Origin of the sequence: Mariniflexile jejuense, assembly GCF_042675665.1 — a bacterium.
Classification (GTDB): domain Bacteria; phylum Bacteroidota; class Bacteroidia; order Flavobacteriales; family Flavobacteriaceae; genus Mariniflexile; species Mariniflexile jejuense.
Map to the genome: position 1 here is coordinate 2,068,235 of NZ_JBHTJI010000001.1, position 25,436 is coordinate 2,093,670.

The window sequence follows — 25,436 nt, forward strand, 5'->3', positions numbered from 1 at the left end:
ATAATTAAAATATTTTATATGAAAAACATTTTATAAGCAAGTCGCGGTATTTCGTTAGATGAATTAAATTTAAATCTTGGAATAGCGGTATTTCGTGAATTTTAAATTGGTTTGACTATATTAAGTTTAGTCATTTTATCTCGTAATGTACTAGGTTTTAAATCTAATAAAACTGCAGCACCTTGAGAACCGCTAATTTTCCAGTTACATTGCTCAAGCACTTGTAGAATATGGTTTTTTTGAATAAAATCTAATGATAAATTATTATTACGGATTGTTTTTTTTGATTTTTGACTTTCCGATTCAAAACCAGGGATAATAAGAGTTTCATTGGTTGCCAATATGGAAGCTCTTTCTATTAAGTTTTCTAATTCTCGAATATTTCCTGGCCATTCGTATTCTTTTAATAGAGACATTGCTTCGTCTGAAATGTATTTAATATTTTTTGTGTAGGCTTTATTAAATTTATCAACAAAATGTTCTACCAACAAAGGAATATCGTCTTTTCGTTTTCTTAAAGGAGGTACTTCTAAAGGAAAAACATTTAGCCTAAAAAAGAGGTCTTCTCTAAATAGTTTTTTTTCTATTTCTTCTTTAAGATTTCTATTTGTTGCTGCAATAACACGAACGTCTAATTTTTTCAATTCTGTTCCTCCAACAACTTCAATTTCACCTTCTTGTAAAAATCTTAAAATTTTTGGTTGCATATCTAAGGGCAACTCGCCTATTTCATCTAAAAACAATGTGCCGCCATCTGCCAATTCAAATTTTCCAGCTTTGTCACTAATTGCTCCTGTAAAAGATCCTTTTTTATGCCCAAATAGTTCACTCTCCATTAGTTCTCTGGGTATTGCAGAGCAATTTACTTTTATTAATGGTTTATTATTTCTTAAACTATTATTGTGTATTGCTCTTGCCAACAATTCTTTACCTGTTCCAGATTCTCCTTGTAATAATACAGTTGCGGTAGTAGGTGCTACTTTTTCTATTTCTGCTAAAACTTTACTGAACTCTAAACTGCCATATACCATTTCTTCGTGATTAAACACTAGATTTATTTCATTTCTAAGGTAAATGTTTTCTTGTTCTAATTGGTTTCGTAAAGTATTTAACTCTTTGTTTGCTACAACAAGCTGCGCATTGGTTTTAGCAATTTCATTTTCTATCAATTTACGTTCGGTTATATCTTGTATAGTTCCAAAAAAGTTAACAGCTTCACCGTCTTCATAAATTACCTCGCCTAATCCATGAATCCATTTTAATTCTTTTTTATCATTTGTTAGAATTCTGTATTGTAAATCAAATTTTTCGCCTGTTTTGATACATTGTTCTAAGGTTTTTTGGTTAGTTGGTGTATCTTCTGGGTGTGTTATTTGTCTCCAATCAAAAAATGTTAATTCAGCATTTGCATCAACACCAACTATTTTATTGAACGAAATAGAGGTTTGGGCTTTTTGGGTTTTTAAGTTTAGGTTATAGCTTCCTATTTTTGCTATTTTTTGTGCTTCAGTTAAAGATTTTTCACTTAGTTGAAGTTTTTTTTCGGCTTTTTTACGTTCGGAAATATCTTCAATTGTTGCAAAAAATAATTGAATTACATCTTTATCATCTTTTATTATAGATGTTTTTAATGCAACCGGAAAACATTCACCATTTTTTCGAATATATTTAAATTCATACTCTCCTACCACACCTTTTAATGTTTTACAAAAGGCTTCTTCTAATTTTGCATAATGATCTGGAAACCAATAAGGAAATGGTCTTTTAATTCCAACTAATTCAGATCGTTTGAAACCTAACATTTTACAAAATTCTGGGTTTACATCAATTATTTCGCCAATATTATTAACAACAACCAGCCCTAATCTTAATGATTTAACAAGATTTTCTGAAAACTCTTTTGCGGTTTTTAATGCTTTTAAATTGTTTTGCCTTTCGGTAATGTCGCGCGCAATTGCAACTATACGACCGTCTTGGTGAAGTTTTGCAGATATTTCTACATCAAATATACTTTTATCTTTACGCATTAACTGCCTTATAAAAATTACAGATTTTCCTTTAAGTATTTGCTTGTAGACAGCTTCATTTACTACTAAATTGCCTACAATTAAGTTTTGTATTTTTAAGTTTGAAAACTCTTTTTTACTATATCCTAAATTAGTATATGTAGCACTATTAAATTCATGTATTGTTCCATCTAAAGAAAATGTAATGATAGGGTCGGTTACTTGATTTATTAATGCCTTGTAAGCTTCATCTTTCTTTTTAATTTCTGTAACTATCTTAAGTTTTTCAATTGCAATTGTTACTAAACTTACACTAAAATTGAGTTGTTGAATATCATCTAAAGAAGGTGTGTTTATAGATTTACTATAAATTGCAAATGTTCCTAATAGTTCGTTATTTTGAGATATAATAGGTAATGACCAACAAGATTTTAAGTTGTGTTTTTTTGCTAAATCTTTATAATCTTTCCATAGTGCATCGTTACTTATATCTGAGACTATTACTGGTTTTTTTGTAAATGCTGCGGCACCGCAGGAACCAACATTTTTGCCAATTGCTATTTTTTTTGTAGCAATATTGTAAGCTTCTGGCATTGAAGGTGCAGATTCTAAATTTATATGAATTCCATCAATATCAAGTAAACTTATAGAACCAAAATATTCTGGGTGGATAGATTGGTAATTTAACAATATTTTGTCGAAAATGATGTTTAATGGTGTATTTATAGCTATTAAATCTAATATTTCATTTTTATGAATTAATAATTGCTCAACTCTTTTACGTTCCATTACTTCTTGCCCTAGATCTAAACTTTTTTGTTCTAGTTTGTTAATTAATCGCTCGCTGTAAAGTTTTAATACTTCACCCTCTGAAATTCTTGCTTTTTTGGAATATTTTACTTGTGCTTTTTTTGAGTCGAAAATTTCGTTTATAACAAAAAGCAATTGATCGTGGTCTATTGGTTTTCTTAAAAATTGTGCTGCTCCTAATTTTAAGGCAAAGTCTTCATCTAATTTTTCTGTGTATGTAGAAGTGTAAAAAATAAATGGTATATTTTTAAATAATTTTTCTTTTTTGCATGCTTGACAAAATAAATAGCCGTCCATTATTGGCATTAAAATGTCTGAAATTATAAGATCTACATTTCCATTTTGGTGTAACATTTTAAGCCCTTCACGACCATCATAAGCCTCAACAACATTAAACCCAGCTTCTTCTAGTATTACCTTAAGCAAGTACAGGTTTTCATAAGTGTCATCCACTATTAAAACAGTTTTCTTATTCATTTTTATTTTCCTTTAATAATGCTTTCCATTTGAATTACAAAGGTATCAGGATTAATTGGTTTTTCTAAATAGCCATCAGCTCCTGCTTCAATAGCTTTTTCTTTATCGCCTCCCATGGCGTAAGACGTTACGGCAATGATAGTTGTTGTTTTAGGAAGCCCATTATGCCGCAACTTGTTACATATTTCATAGCCATCCATGTCTGGAAGCTGGATATCTATTAATATAATTTGAGGGTTATTTTCATGCGCTAACCTTAATCCTTCCACTCCGTTAAATGCTTTTATTATAATGTAATTACTTTTCTCTAGTAAATAAGACAACATGTACATATTTTGTTCATTATCTTCAATTATTAAAATAGTTGATTTCATAGAATAAATATTTTATGTGTTTTGTAACTAAACGCTTAATTACTAAATATAAGAAAATACTTGATAAAAGAGTATTAAATAGTGAGTGAATTTACTTTTTTATTCTAATGGTAATTTGAAAGTAAAATTACTGCCAACTTCTTTTTTACTTGTAGCTTGTATTGTTCCTCCTAATTTCTCTACTAAGTTTTTGCAAATTGCCAATCCCAAGCCTGTACCTTCATGGCTTCTGCTTAAACCACTATCTAACTGTATAAACGGAATAAATAGTTTGTTAAGGTCTTTTTCACTAATACCAATACCTTGATCTATTACTTGAGTAACGAGTGTGTTTTCAAACACATCTACTTTTACTGTAATATTTCCTTTGCTTGAAAATTTAATAGCATTAGATAATAAGTTTAGTAATACTTGTTCTACCCTGCGCTCATCACTATTTAGGGTTATATTTATTTTTGATATTTCTGTTTTTAATTTAAGCCCTTTTTTTAAGGCTTGTGGCAATAGGAAGTCTAAAGTTTTTTGTAACGTTTTTAAATAATTAAAAGGATAAATTGAAACTTTTAATTTTCCTGCTTCAATTTTAGAAATATCTAACACATCATTAATTAACCCTAATAAGTGTTCTCCACTGGTTTTAACCATTGAAAGTTGTTTTTTTTGTTCTTGGTTTAAAGGTCCTGCGTATTCTTTTAAAAGGATGCCTGTAAATCCAATAATTGAGTTCATTGGTGTTCTTAACTCGTGCGACATGGTGGCTAAAAAGGCTGATTTCATTAAATCGGCAGATTGTGCTTTTACTTTTTCTTTTTCTAATTCTTGTGATTGAAAATTTAAATCTTCAAGTAAATTTAATAAAGCTTCTTTACCTTCATTTAATTCTTCTGTTCTTAAATTCACTAATTCTTCAAGATTGTTTTTATAGTTTAACAATTCTTTTTCATTATTAATTCTTTCTGTTATGTCTGATGCCATACCTATATACCCATACAAGTTATTATTTGCATCCAATAACTTTGTTGCTTTTGCTACTAACCACGTTGTTTTGCCATTTGCATCTTGAAATCTTAATTCAGATTTAAACTCTCTATTATTTAATATTGTTTCTTGCCATTCTTGTAATACGCGTTCTTTATCGTTTGGATGTAACGCGTTTTGCCAACCTTTTCCCATTGCTTCATCAAAACTCATTCCTGAATACTTCATCCATTCTTCATTTACATAAGTGCAATCACCTTGTTTATTTACATTAAAAATAGCCACTGGAGCATTAGAGGTTAGGCTTCTGTATAAAAGCTCGCTGTTTTTTAATACTTCTTCAATTTTTTTTCTGTCGGTAATATCTTGTACTGTGCCAAATGATTTTTTAGGGTATTTGTTTTCATCGTAAAAAGTTTCACATTGTTCATGAACATATTTTATTTTTTTATCATCAAACTTTAATCTGTAAATAATTTTATATGGTTTGTTGTTTTTTAACGAATCTTTGAATGTTTTTAATACCATCTCTTTATCTTCTGGATGTATGGTTTTATAAAAAGCGTGCTGAGTAACTTTAAAATACTTAGGGTCTTTTTCAAAGATTCTAAACATTTCTTTAGACCATGATAATTTACTTTTTTCAATATCAAATTCCCAACTACCAAGCTTTGCTATTTGCTGTGCTTTATTTAAACTAGACTCACTTTTTTTTATGCGCTGACTGGTTGTTTCATGAATTTTTTTTAACTGCGATTCTTGTTGATGTAACTTAATGTTAACTCGTTTTTCAAATCGATCTGATTGCCCTACAAAATACCATACACTCCAACTACCTATTAATGTTAATAAAAACCCAAATAACGAAAACCATATTGCTGTATTAATTGGTTGTTTTGCTGGAACAACATATAATTTCCATTCTCCAAAAGCCATTTCTATTGGTACGGCAAAATTTTTAAAAGAAGCAACATTGTTTTTTAAAAAGAATTCTTCCTTTCCTGTTTTATGATTAACTCTTGATAATTGGTAAATAAAATGATTATCTATTGAGGTATTTATATTTAAATCGGAAAAAAAGGTGGACAGTTTTGTAACCACTGCTGAAAAACCAGAGAATTTACCGTTTATAAAAATGGGCTGCCTGCTTATCATACCTACACCGCCTTGTCTTAGATTAACTGGACCTGCTATAAAAAAGTCTTTTCGTTTTATAGTTGCCAGTGCGCCACTACTTGCTGTTGCACTTGTGATAATATTAAAACCAATTACGTTATTATTTTTTAATGGGTAAACATGTGTTATAAACCCATTACCATCTACTAATTCTACTACATCAAAATATTTGTTTCGTTCTAATAATTCTATTGCAATTTTATCAAAATCGGTTGGTATACCATTTCGTTCAACTATATACGCCAAAGTTTTTGTGGCTGTATAACTGTACATAACTAGGCTTTGTAGTTTTTCTTTAATTAAGTTTACTTGATTGTTTATTGCTTTTTTTTCTTCATTTTCATTTATTAAATACTTTTGATAGGCAATAAATTGAGAAATAATAAGTAATATTATAAATGCTGAAAAACCGGCTTTTAAAGGTTTTTTAAAAAAAAGATATAATGCATTACTTTTCATGATAAACAAAAAACAAATGGAATTTTATTTTGATAATTTAGTAATTTACTAACTATTTTTTTATTTTCAATTTTTATCTACTAATTATTTTACTAGTATCCAATTATTCTTATTATTTTAACAAATCTTGTTTTTTAAGTTTCTTGACACAGTAATATAAGTGTTGGAAATGTCAATTCCATCATCAAATTTCACAGAAATACAAGCTTTAATGGTTTCTATTGGAGCGCACAATTCAACCAACTGAAATGCATAACTTCTACCTCATAATAATTGCCAGATTTAATAGCTGTACTTTGTTCTTTCTAAAACACTCATTGAAATTCTATTTTTAAACCATTAGGTAATGATATGGAAGACGCATTTCTTGAATTAACAGCACCTATAATATTCTTTTTTAATAAAGTAATTTGAATATTATTAGTTTCGTTTAAAATAGGGGCTATACTTCTACTTCCCTCAATATAGCTTTCTTTAGCTACTTTTATAAATGCAAAAATTCTCATAAACATTTGCACTATTGATTACAAAAACATCATTATGGTCTGTAAATACTGTTTCTTTTCCAATAGAAAACCTTAGTATCTTTTATTCCAACTCCGCTTTAGCCCAATATAGTAACCATAAAATTTGCTTTAATATTTACTCCAAAAATATAAATAGCAAACTCATCATCGTTTTTTGCTTTTTTTATTTGATTTGATTTCCCATCATCAATATCATCATTTTTACAATAAACAACAGATAATTAAAAAAAAACAAGATAAATGGCTTTTTACAAAAAATGTATTTTGGGTTCATATCTTATATTTATTTTGATTTTGTAAGAAAAAACTAAAATCTTATTTAACTTATTTTTAGTTGCTAAGAAACTATTATAAAACAAAAAAGCATCCCGATTTTCTAGATAGAAAAAAGGAAAGCTTCTCATTGGAATACCAAATTGCTTTGGTAAACTACTTTCCCGAATTACTTCGGGAACAACACAACTTCTTTAAGTTGCCAAAAAAAGCCCTAATTTCTTAGAGCTTTTTAGCAATTTTCGCGGTCTGGACGGGACTCGAACCCGCGACCTTCGCCGTGACAGGGCGACATTCTAACCAACTGAACTACCAGACCGTTGCTTTATTGCGGTTGCAAATATACACGCCTTTTTTAATATCTCAAACCTTTTTTTAGGTTTTTTTAAACATTTTTTTTAAACAAACTTTTTTCGCTCAACCATATAGGTTGTTAGTATATTATTAAAGTCTTTATTTATATCTGCTTCTACATATTTTATCTTGTATTGCAGGCATTTAAGTTTTAAAGCTTCAAAATAATTGCTTACAGCACGATTATAATTTTCCTTTATTCCATCAGCATATAAATTGATGTAATCGCCTGTTTCAACATCTATAAATCGTTTTGGTTTGTTGTCAAAATCAAAAAATAGCTCTTTTTGTTTATCAAAAACATGAAATAAAATAACTTCGTGCTTGTTATATTTTAAATGTCGAAGTGCTTCAAACAACTTCATTTCATCTTCTGAGGTTTGAAACATATCGGTAAACAAAAAAATCATGGAACGTTTATGAATTTTTTCGGCTATTTCATGCAAATACTTATAAGTTTCAGTTTGCTTATTTGATGCCTTTGAAACAACTGCTTCATTTAAATGATTTAATAGCATTTGATGATGGCGTTCACTGCCTTTTTCGGGTGCATAATAATCATAAGCATCACTATAAATACTCAATCCCACTGCATCGCGTTGCTTTTTTAAAATATGCATTAACGAAGCTGAAGCCAAAACTGAAAATGCAATTTTATTAAGGTTTTCAATTGAAAACGAACGCATTTCAGGGTAATGCATCGAGCTACTATTATCAATTATGATGTGACAACGTAAATTAGTTTCATCATCATAACGCTTGGTGTATAGTTTCTCTGTTTTTGCAAACAACTTCCAATCTATATGGCGGGTACTTTCGCCTTTATTATATATTTTATGTTCTGCAAATTCTGCTGAAAACCCATGAAACGGACTTTTGTGCATACCAGCTATAAACCCTTCAACTACTTGTTTTGCAAGTAATTCAAGGTTTTTAAAACCTTCTGCTTTATTAAGTTCGTTTTGAATATTCACACAAATCTATCCTAAAATACCATCAACAATACCGTAAGCTACAGATTCTTGAGCACCCATCCAATGGTCGCGGTTAAAATCTTTCATTACTTTTTCAAAAGTTTGCCCGCAGTTATCTGCTAATATTTGAGCGCTTAATTCTTTAGTAATGATAATTTCTTTTGCTGTAATTTCAATATCACTTGCTTGCCCACGTGCGCCACCGCTTGGTTGATGTATCATAACACGTGCATGTGGTTGTATAAAACGTTTTCCTTTGGCTCCAGCAGATAATATAATAGAACCCATTGAAGCTGCAAAACCTGTACAAATGGTTGAAACTTGACTGTTTAAAGATTTTATACAATCGTAAATTGCAAATCCAGATGTAACGTAACCACCAGGACTATTAATGTATAATTGAATATCGTAAGTACTTAAAGAATCCAAATACATTAGTCTATCTATTACGTGTTTTGCCGATGCATCATCAACTTGTCCCCACAAAAACACTTTGCGTTGTTCTATAAATTTGCTATCAATAGCATCTTGAACTTTTATTTTATCACTCATCTTTTAATTTAATTTTCATCTAAAATAAAAAAAGGTTTACCATAATGGCAAACCTTTTAAGTTTTCTTTTTATATATTGATTATAAAAGCGAATCAATTGCTTCTGTATAGGCATTTTTTGGTGCTACACCTACTTGACGCCCTACTACTTCACCGTTTTGAAAAACCAAAACTGTAGGTATGTTACGCACGCCATATTTTGCAGCAAATTCTTGATTAGCATCTACATCAACTTTACCAACAACTGCTTTACCTTCGTATTCTTCACTTATTTGTTCAATAATTGGTCCAACCATTCTACATGGCCCACACCAAGCTGCCCAAAAATCAACCAAAACTGGTTTATCACTTTTCAATACTGTTTCTTCAAACGTTGCATCTGTTATTTCTAATGCCATAATATTTGTCTTTAAATTCGTAATCTACTATTTGTAATGCAAAATTAGTCAATTTTTTTTCTAAAGCTTACAAGGTAACAATTTGTTTTCTTTATACTAACATTGTTTATGGCTATTTGCTTTGTTTTTTAATTGTTTTTATGTGTAATTCTTTAAAAAAGATAACAAAAAAAGAGTTGCTATAAACCAACAACTCTTTTTAAAAATAAGAAATTATATTTTTTAATGATGTCTTTTTTTTCCAATTTGTAATTCGGTTACTGTACCATCTAGTGCTGTTTTTGTAGCAATGTTATCGCATGTACCGTCACCATAATCTACTGTTACAGTACCATTTGCATTTGTATATTGTTTAACACCTGAAGCTATATATCGACATCCTGCTGGTTGTATCAAAGGCGTTGTAATTTCTACAGTAAAGGTAGCACCATTTGCTAATGTAATAGTTGATGAGCCTGTAATTGTTTTTTCATCATCATAACAAGAATCGGTATCAGCTCCTGCAGTAATTTCAATGGTTCTTGTTCCTACTTTAGTAATAGTACCTTCATCAGTTTCAACCGATATATCAACAGAACTGGTTAACGCAGGGTTTCCATTATCATTACTAGTGGTGTAGAAATAAGTTTTAGTGCCATTAATTACGTAACCGTTGATGGTTAAGTTTTCAATAATTAGTGTTCGTTCTTTACTGGTATCTGAAATTGCTCTAATTTTTTTAATAGTTCCTGTGATGATGTTTCCATCATAATCTTCACATTCACCGCTAAAAGCAATTGTTGTAGTTATAGTACCGTTTGCTATTTCAATTGTAATATCTGCACAATCTTTAAAAAACCCAGAACGACCACGCTTGTTTACAGCTTCTGCTTCTTTTGAAGATGAAACTGTTTTTGAAGTTATTCCTATACCAAATGATGCATCTGAATATATGGAAACATTATCTAAAACGCTTTCAATATCTTCAACAATAACTTCTGAATTTACAGTTGATGACGCTGAAAGATCATCATCTGAAGTGCTTTTACTTTCACAGGACATAAACCCTATGGCTACTAATACTAATAAGACTTTTAATGTTTTCATAAATGGGGAAGTTTTAAATTATTATACTTTAAACGTATAACAGTTAAAACGCAAAAAATCCTACCATAGTATTGAAAAATTAATTCAACTTAAACATAACATCTTGATTTTGTAGCTCATTAAGAAGTTCTTGTGACACTTTTACTTTTTGTTTTCTACTTGGCATTGATAGTTTAAGCATGTCCTTATTATCGTAAACAACAAAATTTAGTGATTGATTACCTGGGTGTAGATGAATTAATTCTTTTAAAGCAATTATTTTTTGTTCGCTTAAATCTTTAATATCTAGTTGTATTGATAATTTTTTAGCATAATTCTCCATAACATCGTGAAGCAATTGAAAGCTATTAAATTGCAACCTAGGTTCGCTTTTTTTACCTGTATCTTTATTTACCCAACCTTCACGAATTAAGGTTTTTACAAACACAAAATTGCTTTTCATTAAAAAATGCCTGAATTTTAAGTATTCTTCGCCAAAAATGCGAAACTCAAAACTATCGGTATAATCTTCAACGGTAAACATAGCCCAACCTTTACCTTGTTTACTAACACGATGTTGCACATCGGTAACTACGCCACCAAACACCAACTCTCTATTTACATAGCTTTCTAAATCTTTAAATAAGGCTAAATTGGCGTTGCAGAAGGTATTCATTTCAATTTTAAAATCGTCCAAAGGATGTCCGGAAATATAAATGCCTACGACTTCTTTCTCACGTGCCAATTTTTCCATAGTTCCCCATTCTTCGCATGGTGGTACTTGAGGTTCTGCTATTTGTACATCGCTAGCATCGCCAAACAAACTTACTTGCGCTGAATTTTCATTTTCTTGATGTTTTGCTCCATAACGAATAGCCTTTTCTAGAAAGGTAATGCCATCGCCATCATCATGAAAATATTGTGCACGGTGTGTTGTACCAAAACCATCAAATCCGCCTGCTAAAGCTAAATTTTCGAACGCTTTTTTGTTGGCTGCACGTAAATCGATACGTTTAGCTAAGTCAAAAATCGATTTATATGGTCCATCTTTTTTCCTGTTATCAACAATAGTTATTACAGCTCCATGACCAACACCTTTAATGGCACCCATTCCAAAACGTACTGCATTATCTTTATTTACAGAAAATTTATAAAACGATTCGTTCACATCTGGACCAAGTACATCCAACTTCATGCGCTTGCATTCTTCCATAAAGAAGGTAACCTGTTTGATGTCGTTCATATTATTAGAAAGTACCGCTGCCATATATTCTGCTGGATAATGCGCTTTTAAATAGGCAGTTTGGTAGGCTATCCAAGCATAACAGGTAGAATGCGATTTATTGAAGGCGTAACTTGCAAATGCTTCCCAATCTTTCCAAACTTTTTCCAACACTTTGGCATCGTGCCCATTAGCACTGGCTTGCTCAACAAATTTAGGTTTCATTTTATCGAGTACCGCAATTTGCTTTTTACCCATGGCTTTACGAAGTACGTCGGCTTCACCTTTTGTAAACCCTGCCAGTTTTTGGGAAAGCAACATCACCTGCTCTTGATATACCGTGATACCATACGTTTCCTTTAGGTATTCTTCCATGGCATCTAAATCGTATTCAATTGGCTCGTCACCATGCTTACGACGTGTAAAACTTGGTATATATTCCATAGGTCCTGGACGGTACAAGGCATTCATGGCAATTAAATCTTCAAAAACGGTTGGTTTTAGTTCTTTAAGGTGTTTTTGCATCCCAGGTGACTCGTATTGGAACACGCCAACTGTTTCACCACGTTGAAATAACTCATAGGTTTTTACATCATCAAGTGGAAAATTATCGGGATCGAGCAAAATACCATGTTTTGCTTTTACAATTTTGACGGTGTCTTTAATTAAGGTTAAAGTTTTCAGCCCTAAGAAATCCATTTTTAATAAACCAGCTTCTTCAACCACCGAGTTATCAAATTGGGTGACATATAAATCGGAATCTTTTGCAGTTGCTACTGGAACGAATTTGGTAATATCATCGGGCGTAATAATAACACCGCAAGCATGAATACCCGTATTTCGAACCGAACCTTCCAATATTCTTGCAAGATTTACGGTTTCGGCTTCTAAATCGCTTCCTTCGGAAATGTTTAAAAGTTGATTAACTTTCTCTAAATCTTCCGCCCTGAATTTACTGCCCAATTCCTTTTCACTTAAACCGAAAATCTTGTTCAGTTTAGACATCGTAGGAATTAATTTCGCAATGCGATCGGCATCAAAAAGCGGTAAATCCAATACCCGAGCAGTATCACGAATGGACGATTTTGCAGCCATAGTACCATAGGTAATAATTTGTGCTACCTGGTTGCTACCGTATTTTTTGATTACATAATCCATTACTCTGCTTCTACCTTCATCATCAAAATCGATATCGATATCGGGCATACTCACACGGTCTGGATTTAGGAAACGCTCAAAAAGTAAATCGTACTTAAGCGGGTCGATATTTGTAATCCATAAACAATACGCAACTACCGAACCTGCTGCAGAACCACGACCTGGACCTACGGACACGTCCATTTTTCGGGCTTCGCGAATAAAATCTTCTACAATTAGGAAATACCCAGGATAGCCTGTATTTTGAATAACATCGAGTTCGAAATTAAGACGTTCTATAACTTCTTCTGAAAGTTCTTCACCATAACGTTTTTTAGCTCCTTCAAAAGTTAAATATTTTAAATAGGCGTTTTCACCACGTTTACCACCATCAATTAAATCTTCTTCATTTTTAAATTCTTCGGGAATATTGAAGGCTGGAAGTAATACTTCGCGCGCCAACTCGTACGCTTCAACTTTATCTACAACCTCTTGAATATTAGCTATTGCTTCAGGAACATCTTTAAAAAGCTGCTTCATCGCCTCTGCAGACTTAAAATAATACTCCTGATTAGGTAAACCGTAGCGATACCCACGACCACGACCTATTGGTGTTGCCTGTTTTTCGCCATCTTTTACACACAGTAAAATATCGTGTGCGTTGGCATCTTCTTTTTTACTATAGTAAGTGTTATTGGTTGCTACTAATTTTACATTGTGTTTTTTGGCAAGGCCAATTAACACTGGGTTTACGCGGTTTTCATCTTCTTGGTTGTGGCGCATCAACTCTACATACAAATCGTCACCAAATTGTTCTTTCCACCAAATTAAGGCTTCTTCTGCTTGATTTTCGCCAATATTTAAAATTTTACTAGGTACTTCACCGTATAAATTACCCGTTAATACAATTAAATCTTCTTTATATTTTTCTATAAGTTGTTTGTCAATTCTTGGTAAATAATAAAACCCATCTACAAACGCATGCGATGATAGTTTTGCCAGATTGTGATAGCCATTTTTATTTTTAGCTAATAGCACTATTTGGTAACCATTATCTTTTCTAGTTTTATCGGTATGGTCTTCACAAACAAAAAATTCGCATCCTATAATCGGTTTAATTTCTTTGGCTTTCGGGGTTTCGCCTTTTTCAATAGCTGCATCATTTTTGGCTTTAACGCCTCTATTATGGTTGCTTACTGCTTTCACAAAGTGAAATGCACCCATCATATTAGCGTGGTCGGTTAGTGCAACTGCTGGCATGTTGTACTCTGCAGCAACAGCAACTAAATCGGTTACGCTGATGGTTGATTGTAATACAGAAAACTGCGAATGGTTATGAAGATGCACAAAATCAACTTCCTGCAATTCGGAAATATTTTGTTTGATTTCTTCAGTTGAAATCGTTTCGGTTTGAACATTTTTTAACCTTTCACGAATCTTTGCACTTTCTTGTTTTAGGTTGATGTGTTTTAACCCTATAAGCTGAATTTCCTTTGGATTTGCTTCTTTAAACTTCTGGAAATAATCGGGTTGAACATCTAATTGTTCTTTGGTAAATTCTTCTAACCGAATTAATTCAAAAAAACAACGTGTTGTTGCTTCCACATCGGCAGTGGCGTTATGGGCTTCCGAAAAAGGCACATTAAACAAATGTTCGTGCAATTCTGTTAGTGTTGGCAACTTAAATTTACCATAACGACCACCAGGAATTTGACATAAACTTGCCGTATGTTCAGTACAAGTATCTAAAACTGGTAATTCTTGCAGTGGGTTTGCAACATCACCTCGTACAAATTCGGCGCCCATAATATTTAGGTCAAATTTTACGTTTTGCCCAACTATAAATTTTGTTTTACTTAATGCTTCATTGAATTTTTTTAAAACCTCAGCTAACGGAATACCTTGCTCTTGTGCCAACTCTGTAGAAATACCATGAATTTTCTCCGCATCATACGGTATGTTAAACCCATCAGGCTGCACTAAATAATCTTGATGTTCAATACAATTTCCCAAACCATCATGCAATTGCCATGCTATTTGGATGCATCGTGGCCAATTATCGGTATCGGTAATAGGTGCATCCCAACGTTTTGGCAATCCGGTAGTTTCTGTATCGAAAATTAAGTACATTTTATTGTTTAGATGTTTGTTGTTAAGTCGTTTAGAAATTTCAAACGAAGATTATAAAAATACAGAATTATATCACTTTCAAAAGCTAAAGTTATAAAGAGTTTTGAACAAAAAACTTGCCCAACAATCATCTCATTTATTTTTCATTTAAAACTAAATTCAAATAGCCTATTTTTGAATTTACTAAAATTCAAAAACATGAAAACTAAACTGCTTTTTTTAAGTCTTTCTTTTTTCTTTTTAATATCTAGTGCTCAAAACGTACTACTTTACATAGGCACTTATACAAATGGTAATAGTGAAGGTATTTACAAAATGCAATTTGATTTAAAAACAGGCACACTGAGTGAACTACAATTAGCCATAGCCACCGAAAACCCGTCGTTTATAGCTTATTCGCCAAATAAAAAATTTGTTTATGCCGTAAGTGAAAGTCTTGGAGGCTCGGTTTCGGCTTTTAAAATTCGAGAAAATGGTCTATTACAATTTCTTAATAAGGTAAGTAGTAATGGCGAAGGACCTTGCCATATTTCATTAAACAAACAAGGAAACAAAGCGGTTGTATCTAATTATCGTGGTGGTAGCGCAGCCATTTATAGTATCAATAGAGATGGAAAACTTAACGAAGCGACTCAAGTTTTTAACTATAATTCCGCAGAAAACGTATCGCATGCACATTCAGCACAATTTTTTAGAGATGAAATTTACATAGCCGATTTAGGCACAAACAAAGTTTATCAATACAAATTAAAGAATAACAACTACGAATTAGCGACACCTTCCATTTTTAAAACTACCGAAAACCTTGGTCCAAGGCATTTTGCAATCACAAAAAACGGATTGTACACCTACGTTATTAACGAATATGGCGGTTCAATAACATCTATTAAAAAAACAGATTCTGGCTTTGAACAAGTTGATTACGATTCAACTTTGGAGGCTTCTTTTGAAGGAAAAAATTCGTGTGCCGATATTCATTTATCCAAAAACGAACTTTATATATACGGTTCTAATAGAGGTGAAAATAGCATTGCTGTTTTTAAAAGAAATAAATATGATGGCACTATTGAAAAAATTCAAACCATGCCTGTACATGGCGATTGGCCAAGAAACTTTACACTAGACCCTAGTGGGAAATTCCTATTAGTTGCCAACCAAAAAAGCAATAATATTTCGGTTTTTAGCATTGATGCAGCAACTGGAAAACTAACTTTTTTACACGATGTAAAAGCACCAACACCCGTTTGTTTACTGTTCTAAAAAAAATACTTTCAGAGCAAAATAAAGTATTGATAATTAGGAATAAAAGATTATCTTTGCGCCCTCATTAATAACCGAGGTCGAGAACCTCAAATAATTAATTATTATGCCAGTAAAAATTAGATTACAAAGACATGGTAAAAAAGGGAAACCTTTTTACTGGATTGTTGCAGCCGATGTACGATCAAAAAGAGACGGTAAATACCTTGAAAAATTAGGAATTTACAATCCAAACACAAACCCAGCAACTATAGATTTAAATGTTGATGGTGCTGTACAGTGGTTACAAAACGGTGCACAACCAACCGACACAGCTAAAGCTATTTTATCTTACAAAGGTGCTTTACTTAAAAATCACCTTGCAGGTGGTGTTAGAAAAGGTGCTTTAACAGAAGAACAAGCTGAAGCTAAATTTACTGCTTGGTTAGAAGAAAAAGCAGGAAAAGTTGGTGCAAAAACTGATGGTTTAGCTAAAGCGCAAGCTGAAGTTAAAGCAAAAGCATTAGAAGCTGAAAAAGCAGCTAATGAAGCTCGTATTGCTGCTGCAGTTGCTGCTGAAGAAGTTGCAGAAGAAGAAGCAACTCCTGAAGTAGAAGCTTCAAACGAAGAAGAATAAAAAAATAATTTTTTATACTTTTAAACTCCGGTACTTGTATCGGAGTTTTTTATGCAAAATGGTTTTGCTTTATGCTGAATTTATTTCGGCGTCCTAAAAATTTAATTAATAAAATCCTGAATCCTGTTCAGGATGACAAATAAAATTTGTCATGAAAAAAGAAAATTGCTTTTACTTAGGTAAAATTGTAACAAAATATAGTTTTAAAGGTGAACTTTTAATTAAGTTAGATACAGACCAACCTGAGCTTTACGAAAACCTTGACGCTATGTTTATTGAGGTTCGTAACACGTTAATTCCTTTTTTTATTGAAAGCTCACAGCTTCATAAATCCGATTTACTACGTGTTCGATTTGAAGATGTTACCAATGAAGCCGATGCTGATGCTTTAATAAAAAGCGATGTATATTTACCTTTAGAATTTTTGCCAAAACTTGAAGGTAACAAATTTTATTTTCACGAAGTTATTGGATTTACGGTTGAAGATATAAACTACGGAACCGTAGGAACAATTGTTGGTATTAACGATTCTACAGCACAAGCCTTATTTGAAATAGAGAAAAATGGGAAAGAGATTTTAATACCAATGAATGATGAATTTATTGAAAAAGTAGACAGAAAAAACAAAACCATTTTAGTTAAAACACCCGATGGTTTAATTGATTTATATCTATAAATACAAAAAAGAGGCTGATTTTTAAAAATCAGCCTCTTTTTTAGTTTTAATTAAACCACAAACTCTTCTTGCCGTTTCATAGCGTTCATATGGCTATAAACACTATCGCGTTGTTTCATAAGTATTTTACATACCGATAATGGTAAATTAATTTCCATTAGAAGCATATTATACCTATCAATAGTTAATTCCTTTAACTTATAAATTTCATCCATTAATTCACTTTCATTATTTAATAAAAGATGATTTTTTAAATTTAACCAAATGTTATTTAACCCGCTGCTCAAATTACCAAAATGTTTAGGTTTACCATTCAACTTTTCAATTTCGGCTCTTAATTGTCTACCAAATTCATTTCTCTCAAAACCTCGTTCTCTAAAAAAAGCTTTCAAATTATCATCAGTAGCCAACTCAAGAGCTTCCAAATAAACTTTTTCTACGCCATAATTCATTATCAATAAATTATTAAGCTTTTCTAAAATTTTTTCTGAAGACTTCATATAAATTATATTTAGTTTAGCACTTTCAATAAATTATTTTAAGATGCGTACTGTTTTCACATCGTCACTACAAAATTAATAACGTATAAAACACAAAGTTATTTTTTAACACAGTTTAATACTATTTAAGATATTTTAACTGAAATTTTAGAATAACCATCACAATTTTTAACAAAAAACCCATGCCTAAAAACCCTTTTGCTTTCAAACAATTTGAAATAAACCAAGACAAATGCGCTATGAAAGTTGGCACCGATGCTGTTTTATTAGGCGCATGGACCACTGTTGAAATGCAACCATTTTCAGTGCTAGATATTGGTGCTGGTACAGGTATTTTAGCTTTAATGTTGGCACAACGTTGCTATGCAGAATTAATTGATGCTATTGAAATTGATGATGATGCCTATGAACAATGTGTTGATAATTTTGAAGCATCACCTTGGGGTGATAGATTGTTTTGCTACCACGCTGCTTTAGATGAATTTGTTGAAGAAATTGAAGACCAATACAACCTGATTATTTCAAATCCACCATTCTATTCTGAAGATTATAAAACAGAAAGCCAGCAGCGCGATTTAGCTCGCTTTAGCGATGCTATGCCTTTTGAACATTTACTTGAAAGTGTTTCAAAATTACTTTTAGAAGATGGTATTTTTTCCGTTATTATTCCTTTTAAAGAAGAAGCTTCATTCATCAATTTAGCTGCAACTTTTAACCTTTTTCCTAATAGAATTTTACATGTAAAAGGAAACCCGACTTCGGAAATTAAGCGAAGCCTTATGGAATTTTCGTTCCGCGAAAGCGACATTAAAACAAGTGAGTTAATTATTGAAACCGAAAGACATCAATACACACAAGATTATATAAATCTTACCAAAGAATTCTACTTGAAAATGTAGTTGAATCAATTTTATTTTAATTAAATTTGAGAACATACACTGATTTTTTTCTTAAAAAACAATGTTTTTACTAATTGTATTTTTTAAGAAAATATATTGAAACTCAAAATTAATGAAGCCAGATTTATTTGAAGCACCAGATTATTATAATCTTGACGATTTACTTTCCGAAGAGCACAAATTAGTTAGAAACGCTGCTAGATCTTGGGTAAAACGTGCCGTTTCGCCCATTATTGAAGATTATGCTCAAAAAGCAGAGTTTCCAACCCAAATAATTGGTGGGTTGGCAGAGATTGGTGCTTTTGGGCCATATATTCCCATTGAATATGGTGGTGCTGGTTTAGACCAAATTAGCTACGGTTTAATTATGCAAGAAATTGAACGTGGCGATTCGGGTGTACGTAGTACGGCTTCGGTACAATCATCTTTAGTTATGTACCCAATTTGGAAATATGGTAACGAAGCACAACGTAAAAAATATTTACCAAAATTGGCAAGCGGTGAATGGATGGGTTGTTTCGGCTTAACAGAACCAGACCATGGCAGCAACCCAAGTGGTATGGTTACTAATTTTAAAGACAAAGGCGACCATTATGTACTAAATGGTGCTAAAATGTGGATAAGTAATGCACCTTTTGCACAAATTGCCATTGTTTGGGCTAAAGATGAAGCAGGGAAAATACACGGTTTAATTGTTGAGCGTGGTATGGAAGGATTTTCAACACCTGAAACTCATAATAAATGGTCACTTCGCGCATCTGCCACTGGCGAGCTTATTTTTGATAATGTGAAAGTGCCTAAAGAAAATATATTGCCTAATAAATCGGGGTTAGGCGTACCACTTGGTTGCCTAGATTCAGCACGATATGGTATTGCTTGGGGTGCTATTGGTGCTGCTATGGATTGTTATGATACCGCACTTCGCTACAGTAAAGAACGCATACAATTTGGCAAACCCATAGGACAATTTCAATTGCAACAAAAGAAATTAGCAGAAATGATTACCGAAATTACCAAAGCACAACTTTTAACTTGGCGTCTTGGAGTGTTGCGTAATGAAAACAAAGCTACATCGGCACAAATATCGATGGCGAAACGCAACAACGTAGAAATGGCAATACAAATTGCCCGTGAAGCACGCCAAATGTTAGGCGGTATGGGAATTACTGGTGAATACAGTATTATGCGACATGCCATGAACCTAGAAAGCGTTATTACCTATGAAGGCACACATGATATTCACCTTTTAATTACGGGTTTAGACATTACAGGCTTGAATGCATTTAAGTAACTTAAAGAGACTTTTAACGAGCAAAAACGAACTTTATTTTGGCTTTTTAATTCTTATAATAGGTTGGTATGACAAATATCATCTTTATTAAAAGTTTTAGATATTAATTTTGGAAAAGAAATCCACGGTTGAATTTACACAACTTTATATCTAAAGCATAATTGAATTAAAATGGAAAACAAAATTAAAATGACGAAAGACGCTGTTAAACAAGCTAGAAAAGATACTATTCAATTTATTAATCTTCAATTGGCTGCAATAGGACAACCAGTTTTTAAAGACGAAGAAGATAGTAAAGAGAAATTTTGCGATTCTGAGTTTGAAAAAACTACAAGACCACTTATAATGAGTCTTAGAGAAAAATCTAGACTTTTAGGCAATCATCTTTCTCCGGTAGATTCAAGAATTCAAAGTTTTATTGATACTTATTTGAAAGATATAACTATCAACAAAACATATAAATTACCAAATAACACCTTAATTCTTTCTAAAAAAGGACAGGCAAGAGAAGCTAGTTTACCACCAGACGGATCTTTTTTTAAAAGTGATTTAGTCTCATCAACCCGCCTTAAACAAGGTATTTTAAATAACCCCTTAAACGATAAACGAACCACTAAAGGTACTTTTCATATTGTTGAAGGTCCATTACCAGTGCCTTTTGATAAAAAAGAAGTTCCAAAAGTAGTGTTTGCTCATTTTTTACATGCAGCCTTCAATCCTTCTGATGCATTAAAAACCCTTCCACTTACATCAAACCAAAAAGAGCAAGCCAAAACCATGGTTTCAATGCTTTTAAGACCAACGGTTTGTCCTGAAGTTCCTGGAGTAATTTCAAAAAAATCAATGGAAGTTCGCTTTTTTGCACCTGGCTCTTTAGTTAGCAATTTAGATTTTGTTGAATCTATTTTTGGTAATGCAGGCGATCCTAATTTAGCACATAATGATGCTGCACTAGACCCATTACACTGGACAGGACATACAGGTTGTATTGTTCTCGCACCACAATTATTAACGCTTAAAAAGAAAGATTTAGGCCTACCTCACTATAAAGATGCAACAGATCGCCAAAAAGCAGATGGTATGTGCTGGAATGATGAAAATGAACTTTACAATGATGGTGGTGCATTTAAAATTACATGTAGAGACGATAGTGGTGTTGTGGTTACACTCATTGCCGATAACTATTATGGGTATTCAAAAAAAGAAATAAAAACACAAATTAGTTATTCTGCAAACCTTTTTGGCTTAGCGGAAGAAGAACATGCTGGTGGTGCTATTGCATATGCAAGACGTGTAATGGGAGAAACCGTAAACTGTGATGATTATGCTAAATATTACGGACTAGATCACACGTTTGAAGATGTAAAAACCTTAATTGCAGATAGTATTGACGTGAAACCTGAAAACTATGCGGTAGACAAAAAATACCCAAATTTAGTTTACATACCAGAATCATCATATGTTAATACAGCTACTAATAGTATTACATGGAACTACAAAGGCAAAGAACAAAAATTAACGTTATCTCCATTTAAAACCTATATACATCCATCTGGAAACAAATTGAAGCTAGAAAAACACAAATCTATCAATTTATGGCGCATGATAGAAACCTATCCAGAAGGTGTTTTTTGCCATAAACCTTGTACGGTTTCTGGTGGCGGTAAATCTGAAATCTCAAAATCTATGCAAAATGCTATTACTTACAGTGCATTTAACATACATGACATAGAAGAAGATTTTAAAAAAGCCGATGAAATTATCGAGTATAACTACTCAACCAGATGGAAAGTTAAAGACCCAAACAGACCAATTTCAAGGTCATTACTAAGTGAAAAAAGAACCTTAGGTTCGGTTGTAAAATTACTAACGCCTAATGAAGAAAACTCAGATGAGTTCAACGCATTTTTAGAAAGCATTCCTGTTCATGTTCGTTCATTAGTATTGTTTGTAAAACGTTTGTTCAGACAAGCTCATGGCGCAAACCTTAACTGGAAAGATATGATGTCGGTAGAATTCATCAATGGTGTTAAAGGTACATCACTAATGTATAATCACACACCAGTTGTTGGTAGCTATGTACGCATAGGGTTTAATCAAGATGGCGACTGGATGCTAAACAAATTACGTTCAGATTTTGCAGCATGTGAAAAAATTCAAACGGAAGATGATATTACAGCATCAATAACACTTCCTAAAAATCGTTTTAAAAATTTAAACCCAGAATACACCAATCAAAGTGTAAAGGCATTAGTAAACTGTGAAGCACATTTATTCCAACGGCCAGATGAAGCCATCGTTAGAGGTTATGATAAACTTGCAGAATTAGATATTGTTTCTGATGGAAGATTTTTAACAAACTACGAAATGCTAACCAAAGCAGATGCTATTGCTATTTTTGAAGACACTATAAATTACGACAAATACACACAACCCGTTAAAGATTTTATAAAAGAAATTATTAATTCTGATGATGATGAAGTGCAGTTTGTATTGCCATCACACCCTAGAATTGTAGATGGTGAACCAACTAAAAATCCTCGTTATTTAGAACCAAATAAGTTTTTTAACGAAACAGAAGCGTCATATATTTCAGATATGGGCGTTCGTTTACGCAGAAGAATTAAACCAGTAGATCCAGTAATTCACACCGTAAATGCTGTTCTACCAGGTAGAAGAAATAACCCTGCTGAAAGAGAAGCTGGCATTCGCCCATTAGCGGTTTACAACCCAATACACTATCAAGAAACACCAGAATTGTTTATGGACTTTATTTGTAGTTTAACAGGTAAATCTCCATCAACCACAGGTGCAGGATCAGAAGGTGCCTTAACAAAAGCTCCGTTTAATATGTTAACACCAACTACCGATTTAAACAACGCTTTATTATCACATATCTTAACAGAATCTAATGGATTCAGTACAGCAGCAGGTTATGTGGGTGGCGAAAATAAAGTTGACCACGATATTAGTTTGTTAATTCCAGAAATTTGGGCGAGAATGGCTCCAGATGATCGTGATCCTAAAAAATTAATAGAAAATGGTTCTTTAGAAAAAATTGAAGATTTTGAATACAAAGGCAAAAAAGTATTAGCCAGCCGTTTAGGATACAGAATTACTAAAACATTCTCTTTAAGATGTTTGAATAGAATTTTTGATGAACCAACAGCTGTATTTAACGAAAAAATGTTAAAACCAGAGCTACAAGGTATGGAAGATTATGTTGATGGTATAAACAACATTATTGAAGCTCAAGAAAAAGTAGCCATTCGTTATTTTGAAGAAGGCAGTATCGAAGCATGCATACCGCCGCTTAAAATTTTAATCCATATTATGGCTTATGGTCATTTTGAAGGAAAAAGCATAAGCGACCCAGAATTAAGAAACTATTTTGATAGAGACTATGTAATAAATAGCGATTGGTATAACGAACGTTTAAAACTTAAACAACAAAAAGATATTCGTTTTTATGAATCTCAAATAACCTATTTAGAAAACTTTATTAGCAACCCTAATAACGATATGTTGGTGTTAGAAATGAATATTGAAGACCGCTTAAAATCGGTTAAAACCTTGTATAACGAAGCTAAATCTGAAGCTTATTTAAACAGTTTGATTGGCACTATTGGTGCAGATCCATTATTTAGAAAGCAAATTTAGTGCATTAAAATAATTAATAGTTTTAAAAAAGCGTTTCCAAAGGAAACGCTTTTTTGTTTAAATTTACTTCATGCTTACATCCAAAAAAAGATTAGATAACGCTTATAAAAATGCTAAAGTTGTTGCATTTGATAACGATAGCAAGTTTATTTTATTTAGTGATTGCCACCGTGGCGATAATAGTTTTGCTGATGATTTTGCTAATAACCGAAACATCTATTTTCATGCTTTAAAACATTATTACAATAACGGTTTTACATATTGTGAGGTTGGTGATGGTGATGAACTTTGGGAAAACCTATATTTCAAATCTATTTTTGAAGCACACAAAAACGTGTATTTACTTATGCAATTGTTTTATAAGCAAAATAGATTACACATGATTTGGGGAAACCACGATATGGTATATAACAATCCTAATTATGTTAAAAAAAATCTGTCAACGTATTTTGATGAAAAAACGGGTGAAAATGTTGAGTTATTTAAAGATATACAATACCACGAAGGCATTATTTTAAAGCACAAAAACACCAACCAAGAAGTATTTTTAACCCATGGGCATCAAGCCGATTGGTGGAATTATTTATTTTGGAAATGGAGCAGGTTTATGGTTAGAATTTTATGGAAACCACTTAATGTAATGGGAATTGCAGACCCAACAAGTCCAGCAAAAAACTACAAAGAATTGATAAAAGTAGAACGCAGAACCAAAAAATGGATTATTGAAAACAACAATTTAATCACAGTTGTTGGCCATACACACAGACCACGCTTTCCAGAACCTGGCGATATAGCCTTTTTTAATGATGGTAGTTGTGTACACCCAAGAAGCATCACAGGTATTGAAATTGAAAATGGTGAAATATGCCTAATAAAATGGCAAATTGATACTAACGATGATGGCGTTTTACAAATATTTAGAGACGTTTTAGAAGGCCCAAAAAAATTGATAGACTACAAAACGAATTAATACATAACAACGCAACCAAAAACACTTTATCGCATCTAAGAAGAAATTAATACTATGAAAAAGTTTATTGCAATGGTACTTGTATCTGTTTTTTTAGTTGCATGTAGTTCAAATGATTCTATAAATTTAGATAATGATGACTATTTAATATTTGGTCATTTTTACGGGTTTTGTATTGGTGAAAGTTGCATTGAAACTTTTAAATTAACTAACAACAAACTTTACGAAGACTCCATTGATAATTACGCAAGTGAACCATTTGATTTTGAAGTTTTAAACAATGAAAAATTTGAACAGGTAAAAGATTTAATAGATGCTTTCCCAACAAAATTACTTAAAGAAAAAGAAGCTATTTTAGGTTGCCCTGATTGTGCTGATGGTGGTGGTATTTTTATTGAATATTCTAAAAATGGCGTTGTAAAGCGTTGGAAAATTGACCAAATGAAATACAATGTTCCTGAATACTTACATGCTTTTATGGATGCAGTGAATGGTAAAATTGCGCTAATTAATAAGTAGTAAACTTTTTATTTGAAGTAACCTAAGTTCGTTATAGCTTAAGGAATACTTATGTATATACCTATTTAATTCAATCAAATAATAAATGTATAGTAGCAATAAACCTATAATTTATTGTTAACGCGAGGAATTG

Annotated in this window: 18 protein-coding genes and 1 tRNA gene; 8 read left to right on the plus strand and 11 right to left on the minus strand. The window is 32.2% G+C overall.

The annotated features are described in order from the left end of the window. Positions 1–101: 101 nt before the first annotated feature. The 10 genes from ACFQ1R_RS08790 to dnaE all read right to left on the minus strand — a co-directional run bounded on the left by ACFQ1R_RS08790 (position 102) and on the right by dnaE (position 14,912). Positions 102–3,293, minus strand: a complete 3,192-nt coding sequence (locus tag ACFQ1R_RS08790; RefSeq protein WP_379925783.1) for a sigma 54-interacting transcriptional regulator — start codon at positions 3,291–3,293, stop codon at positions 102–104. Between the two features lie 2 nt (positions 3,294–3,295). Beyond that, positions 3,296–3,667, minus strand: coding sequence for a response regulator (locus tag ACFQ1R_RS08795; protein WP_379925785.1), 372 nt, complete (start codon positions 3,665–3,667; stop codon positions 3,296–3,298). Between the two features lie 99 nt (positions 3,668–3,766). Then, positions 3,767–6,280, minus strand: coding sequence for a PAS domain-containing protein (locus ACFQ1R_RS08800; RefSeq protein ID WP_379925786.1), 2,514 nt, complete (start codon positions 6,278–6,280; stop codon positions 3,767–3,769). A gap of 314 nt (positions 6,281–6,594) precedes the next feature. After that, positions 6,595–6,786 (minus strand): hypothetical protein, encoded by a 192-nt coding sequence (locus ACFQ1R_RS08805; RefSeq protein ID WP_379925787.1) that lies wholly within the window; start codon positions 6,784–6,786, stop codon positions 6,595–6,597. 539 nt (positions 6,787–7,325) lie between these two features. Continuing rightward, positions 7,326–7,399, minus strand: a tRNA-Asp gene (locus tag ACFQ1R_RS08810). A gap of 79 nt (positions 7,400–7,478) precedes the next feature. Further along, positions 7,479–8,408: a DUF58 domain-containing protein gene (locus ACFQ1R_RS08815; protein WP_379925788.1), complete on the minus strand. Its 930-nt coding sequence runs from the start codon at positions 8,406–8,408 to the stop codon at positions 7,479–7,481. 6 nt (positions 8,409–8,414) lie between these two features. Next, entirely contained in the window at positions 8,415–8,960 is a 546-nt protein-coding gene (locus tag ACFQ1R_RS08820; RefSeq protein ID WP_379925789.1) for a ClpP family protease, read from the minus strand. Between the two features lie 80 nt (positions 8,961–9,040). Beyond that, positions 9,041–9,358, minus strand: a complete 318-nt coding sequence (trxA, locus tag ACFQ1R_RS08825; RefSeq protein ID WP_379925790.1) for a thioredoxin — start codon at positions 9,356–9,358, stop codon at positions 9,041–9,043. Positions 9,359–9,580: 222 nt separating this feature from the next. Further along, on the minus strand, positions 9,581–10,444 hold the full coding sequence (locus ACFQ1R_RS08830) for a hypothetical protein (protein ID WP_379925791.1): 864 nt from the start codon (positions 10,442–10,444) through the stop codon (positions 9,581–9,583). A gap of 79 nt (positions 10,445–10,523) precedes the next feature. Continuing rightward, positions 10,524–14,912 (minus strand): DNA polymerase III subunit alpha, encoded by a 4,389-nt coding sequence (gene dnaE / locus ACFQ1R_RS08835; protein ID WP_379925792.1) that lies wholly within the window; start codon positions 14,910–14,912, stop codon positions 10,524–10,526. Positions 14,913–15,110: 198 nt separating this feature from the next. On the opposite strand from dnaE, the gene ACFQ1R_RS08840 reads away from it, so the two are divergent. The 3 genes from ACFQ1R_RS08840 to rimM all read left to right on the plus strand — a co-directional run bounded on the left by ACFQ1R_RS08840 (position 15,111) and on the right by rimM (position 17,464). Further along, the gene (locus ACFQ1R_RS08840) at positions 15,111–16,172 is read left to right on the plus strand and encodes a lactonase family protein (RefSeq protein ID WP_379925793.1); all 1,062 of its coding nucleotides are present in this window, start codon (positions 15,111–15,113) and stop codon (positions 16,170–16,172) included. Between the two features lie 106 nt (positions 16,173–16,278). Beyond that, positions 16,279–16,788, plus strand: coding sequence for a 30S ribosomal protein S16 (locus ACFQ1R_RS08845; protein ID WP_379925794.1), 510 nt, complete (start codon positions 16,279–16,281; stop codon positions 16,786–16,788). A 151-nt stretch (positions 16,789–16,939) separates the two neighbouring features. Beyond that, a complete protein-coding gene (gene rimM / locus ACFQ1R_RS08850; RefSeq protein ID WP_379925795.1) occupies positions 16,940–17,464 on the plus strand; it encodes a ribosome maturation factor RimM in 525 nt (174 codons plus the stop codon). Between the two features lie 50 nt (positions 17,465–17,514). Here the strand turns inward: rimM and ACFQ1R_RS08855 are convergent, their stop codons facing one another. Further along, positions 17,515–17,964: a DUF2383 domain-containing protein gene (locus ACFQ1R_RS08855; RefSeq protein WP_379925796.1), complete on the minus strand. Its 450-nt coding sequence runs from the start codon at positions 17,962–17,964 to the stop codon at positions 17,515–17,517. A gap of 182 nt (positions 17,965–18,146) precedes the next feature. On the opposite strand from ACFQ1R_RS08855, the gene ACFQ1R_RS08860 reads away from it, so the two are divergent. The 5 genes from ACFQ1R_RS08860 to ACFQ1R_RS08880 all read left to right on the plus strand — a co-directional run bounded on the left by ACFQ1R_RS08860 (position 18,147) and on the right by ACFQ1R_RS08880 (position 25,303). After that, entirely contained in the window at positions 18,147–18,863 is a 717-nt protein-coding gene (locus tag ACFQ1R_RS08860) for a tRNA1(Val) (adenine(37)-N6)-methyltransferase (protein WP_379925797.1), read from the plus strand. A 112-nt stretch (positions 18,864–18,975) separates the two neighbouring features. Beyond that, entirely contained in the window at positions 18,976–20,154 is a 1,179-nt protein-coding gene (locus ACFQ1R_RS08865) for an acyl-CoA dehydrogenase family protein (protein ID WP_379925798.1), read from the plus strand. A 171-nt stretch (positions 20,155–20,325) separates the two neighbouring features. After that, entirely contained in the window at positions 20,326–23,814 is a 3,489-nt protein-coding gene (locus tag ACFQ1R_RS08870) for a hypothetical protein (RefSeq protein WP_379925799.1), read from the plus strand. 70 nt (positions 23,815–23,884) lie between these two features. After that, on the plus strand, positions 23,885–24,784 hold the full coding sequence (locus ACFQ1R_RS08875; RefSeq protein WP_379925800.1) for a metallophosphoesterase: 900 nt from the start codon (positions 23,885–23,887) through the stop codon (positions 24,782–24,784). Positions 24,785–24,838: 54 nt separating this feature from the next. Further along, a complete protein-coding gene (locus ACFQ1R_RS08880; protein WP_379925801.1) occupies positions 24,839–25,303 on the plus strand; it encodes a hypothetical protein in 465 nt (154 codons plus the stop codon). Positions 25,304–25,436 lie beyond the last annotated feature (133 nt).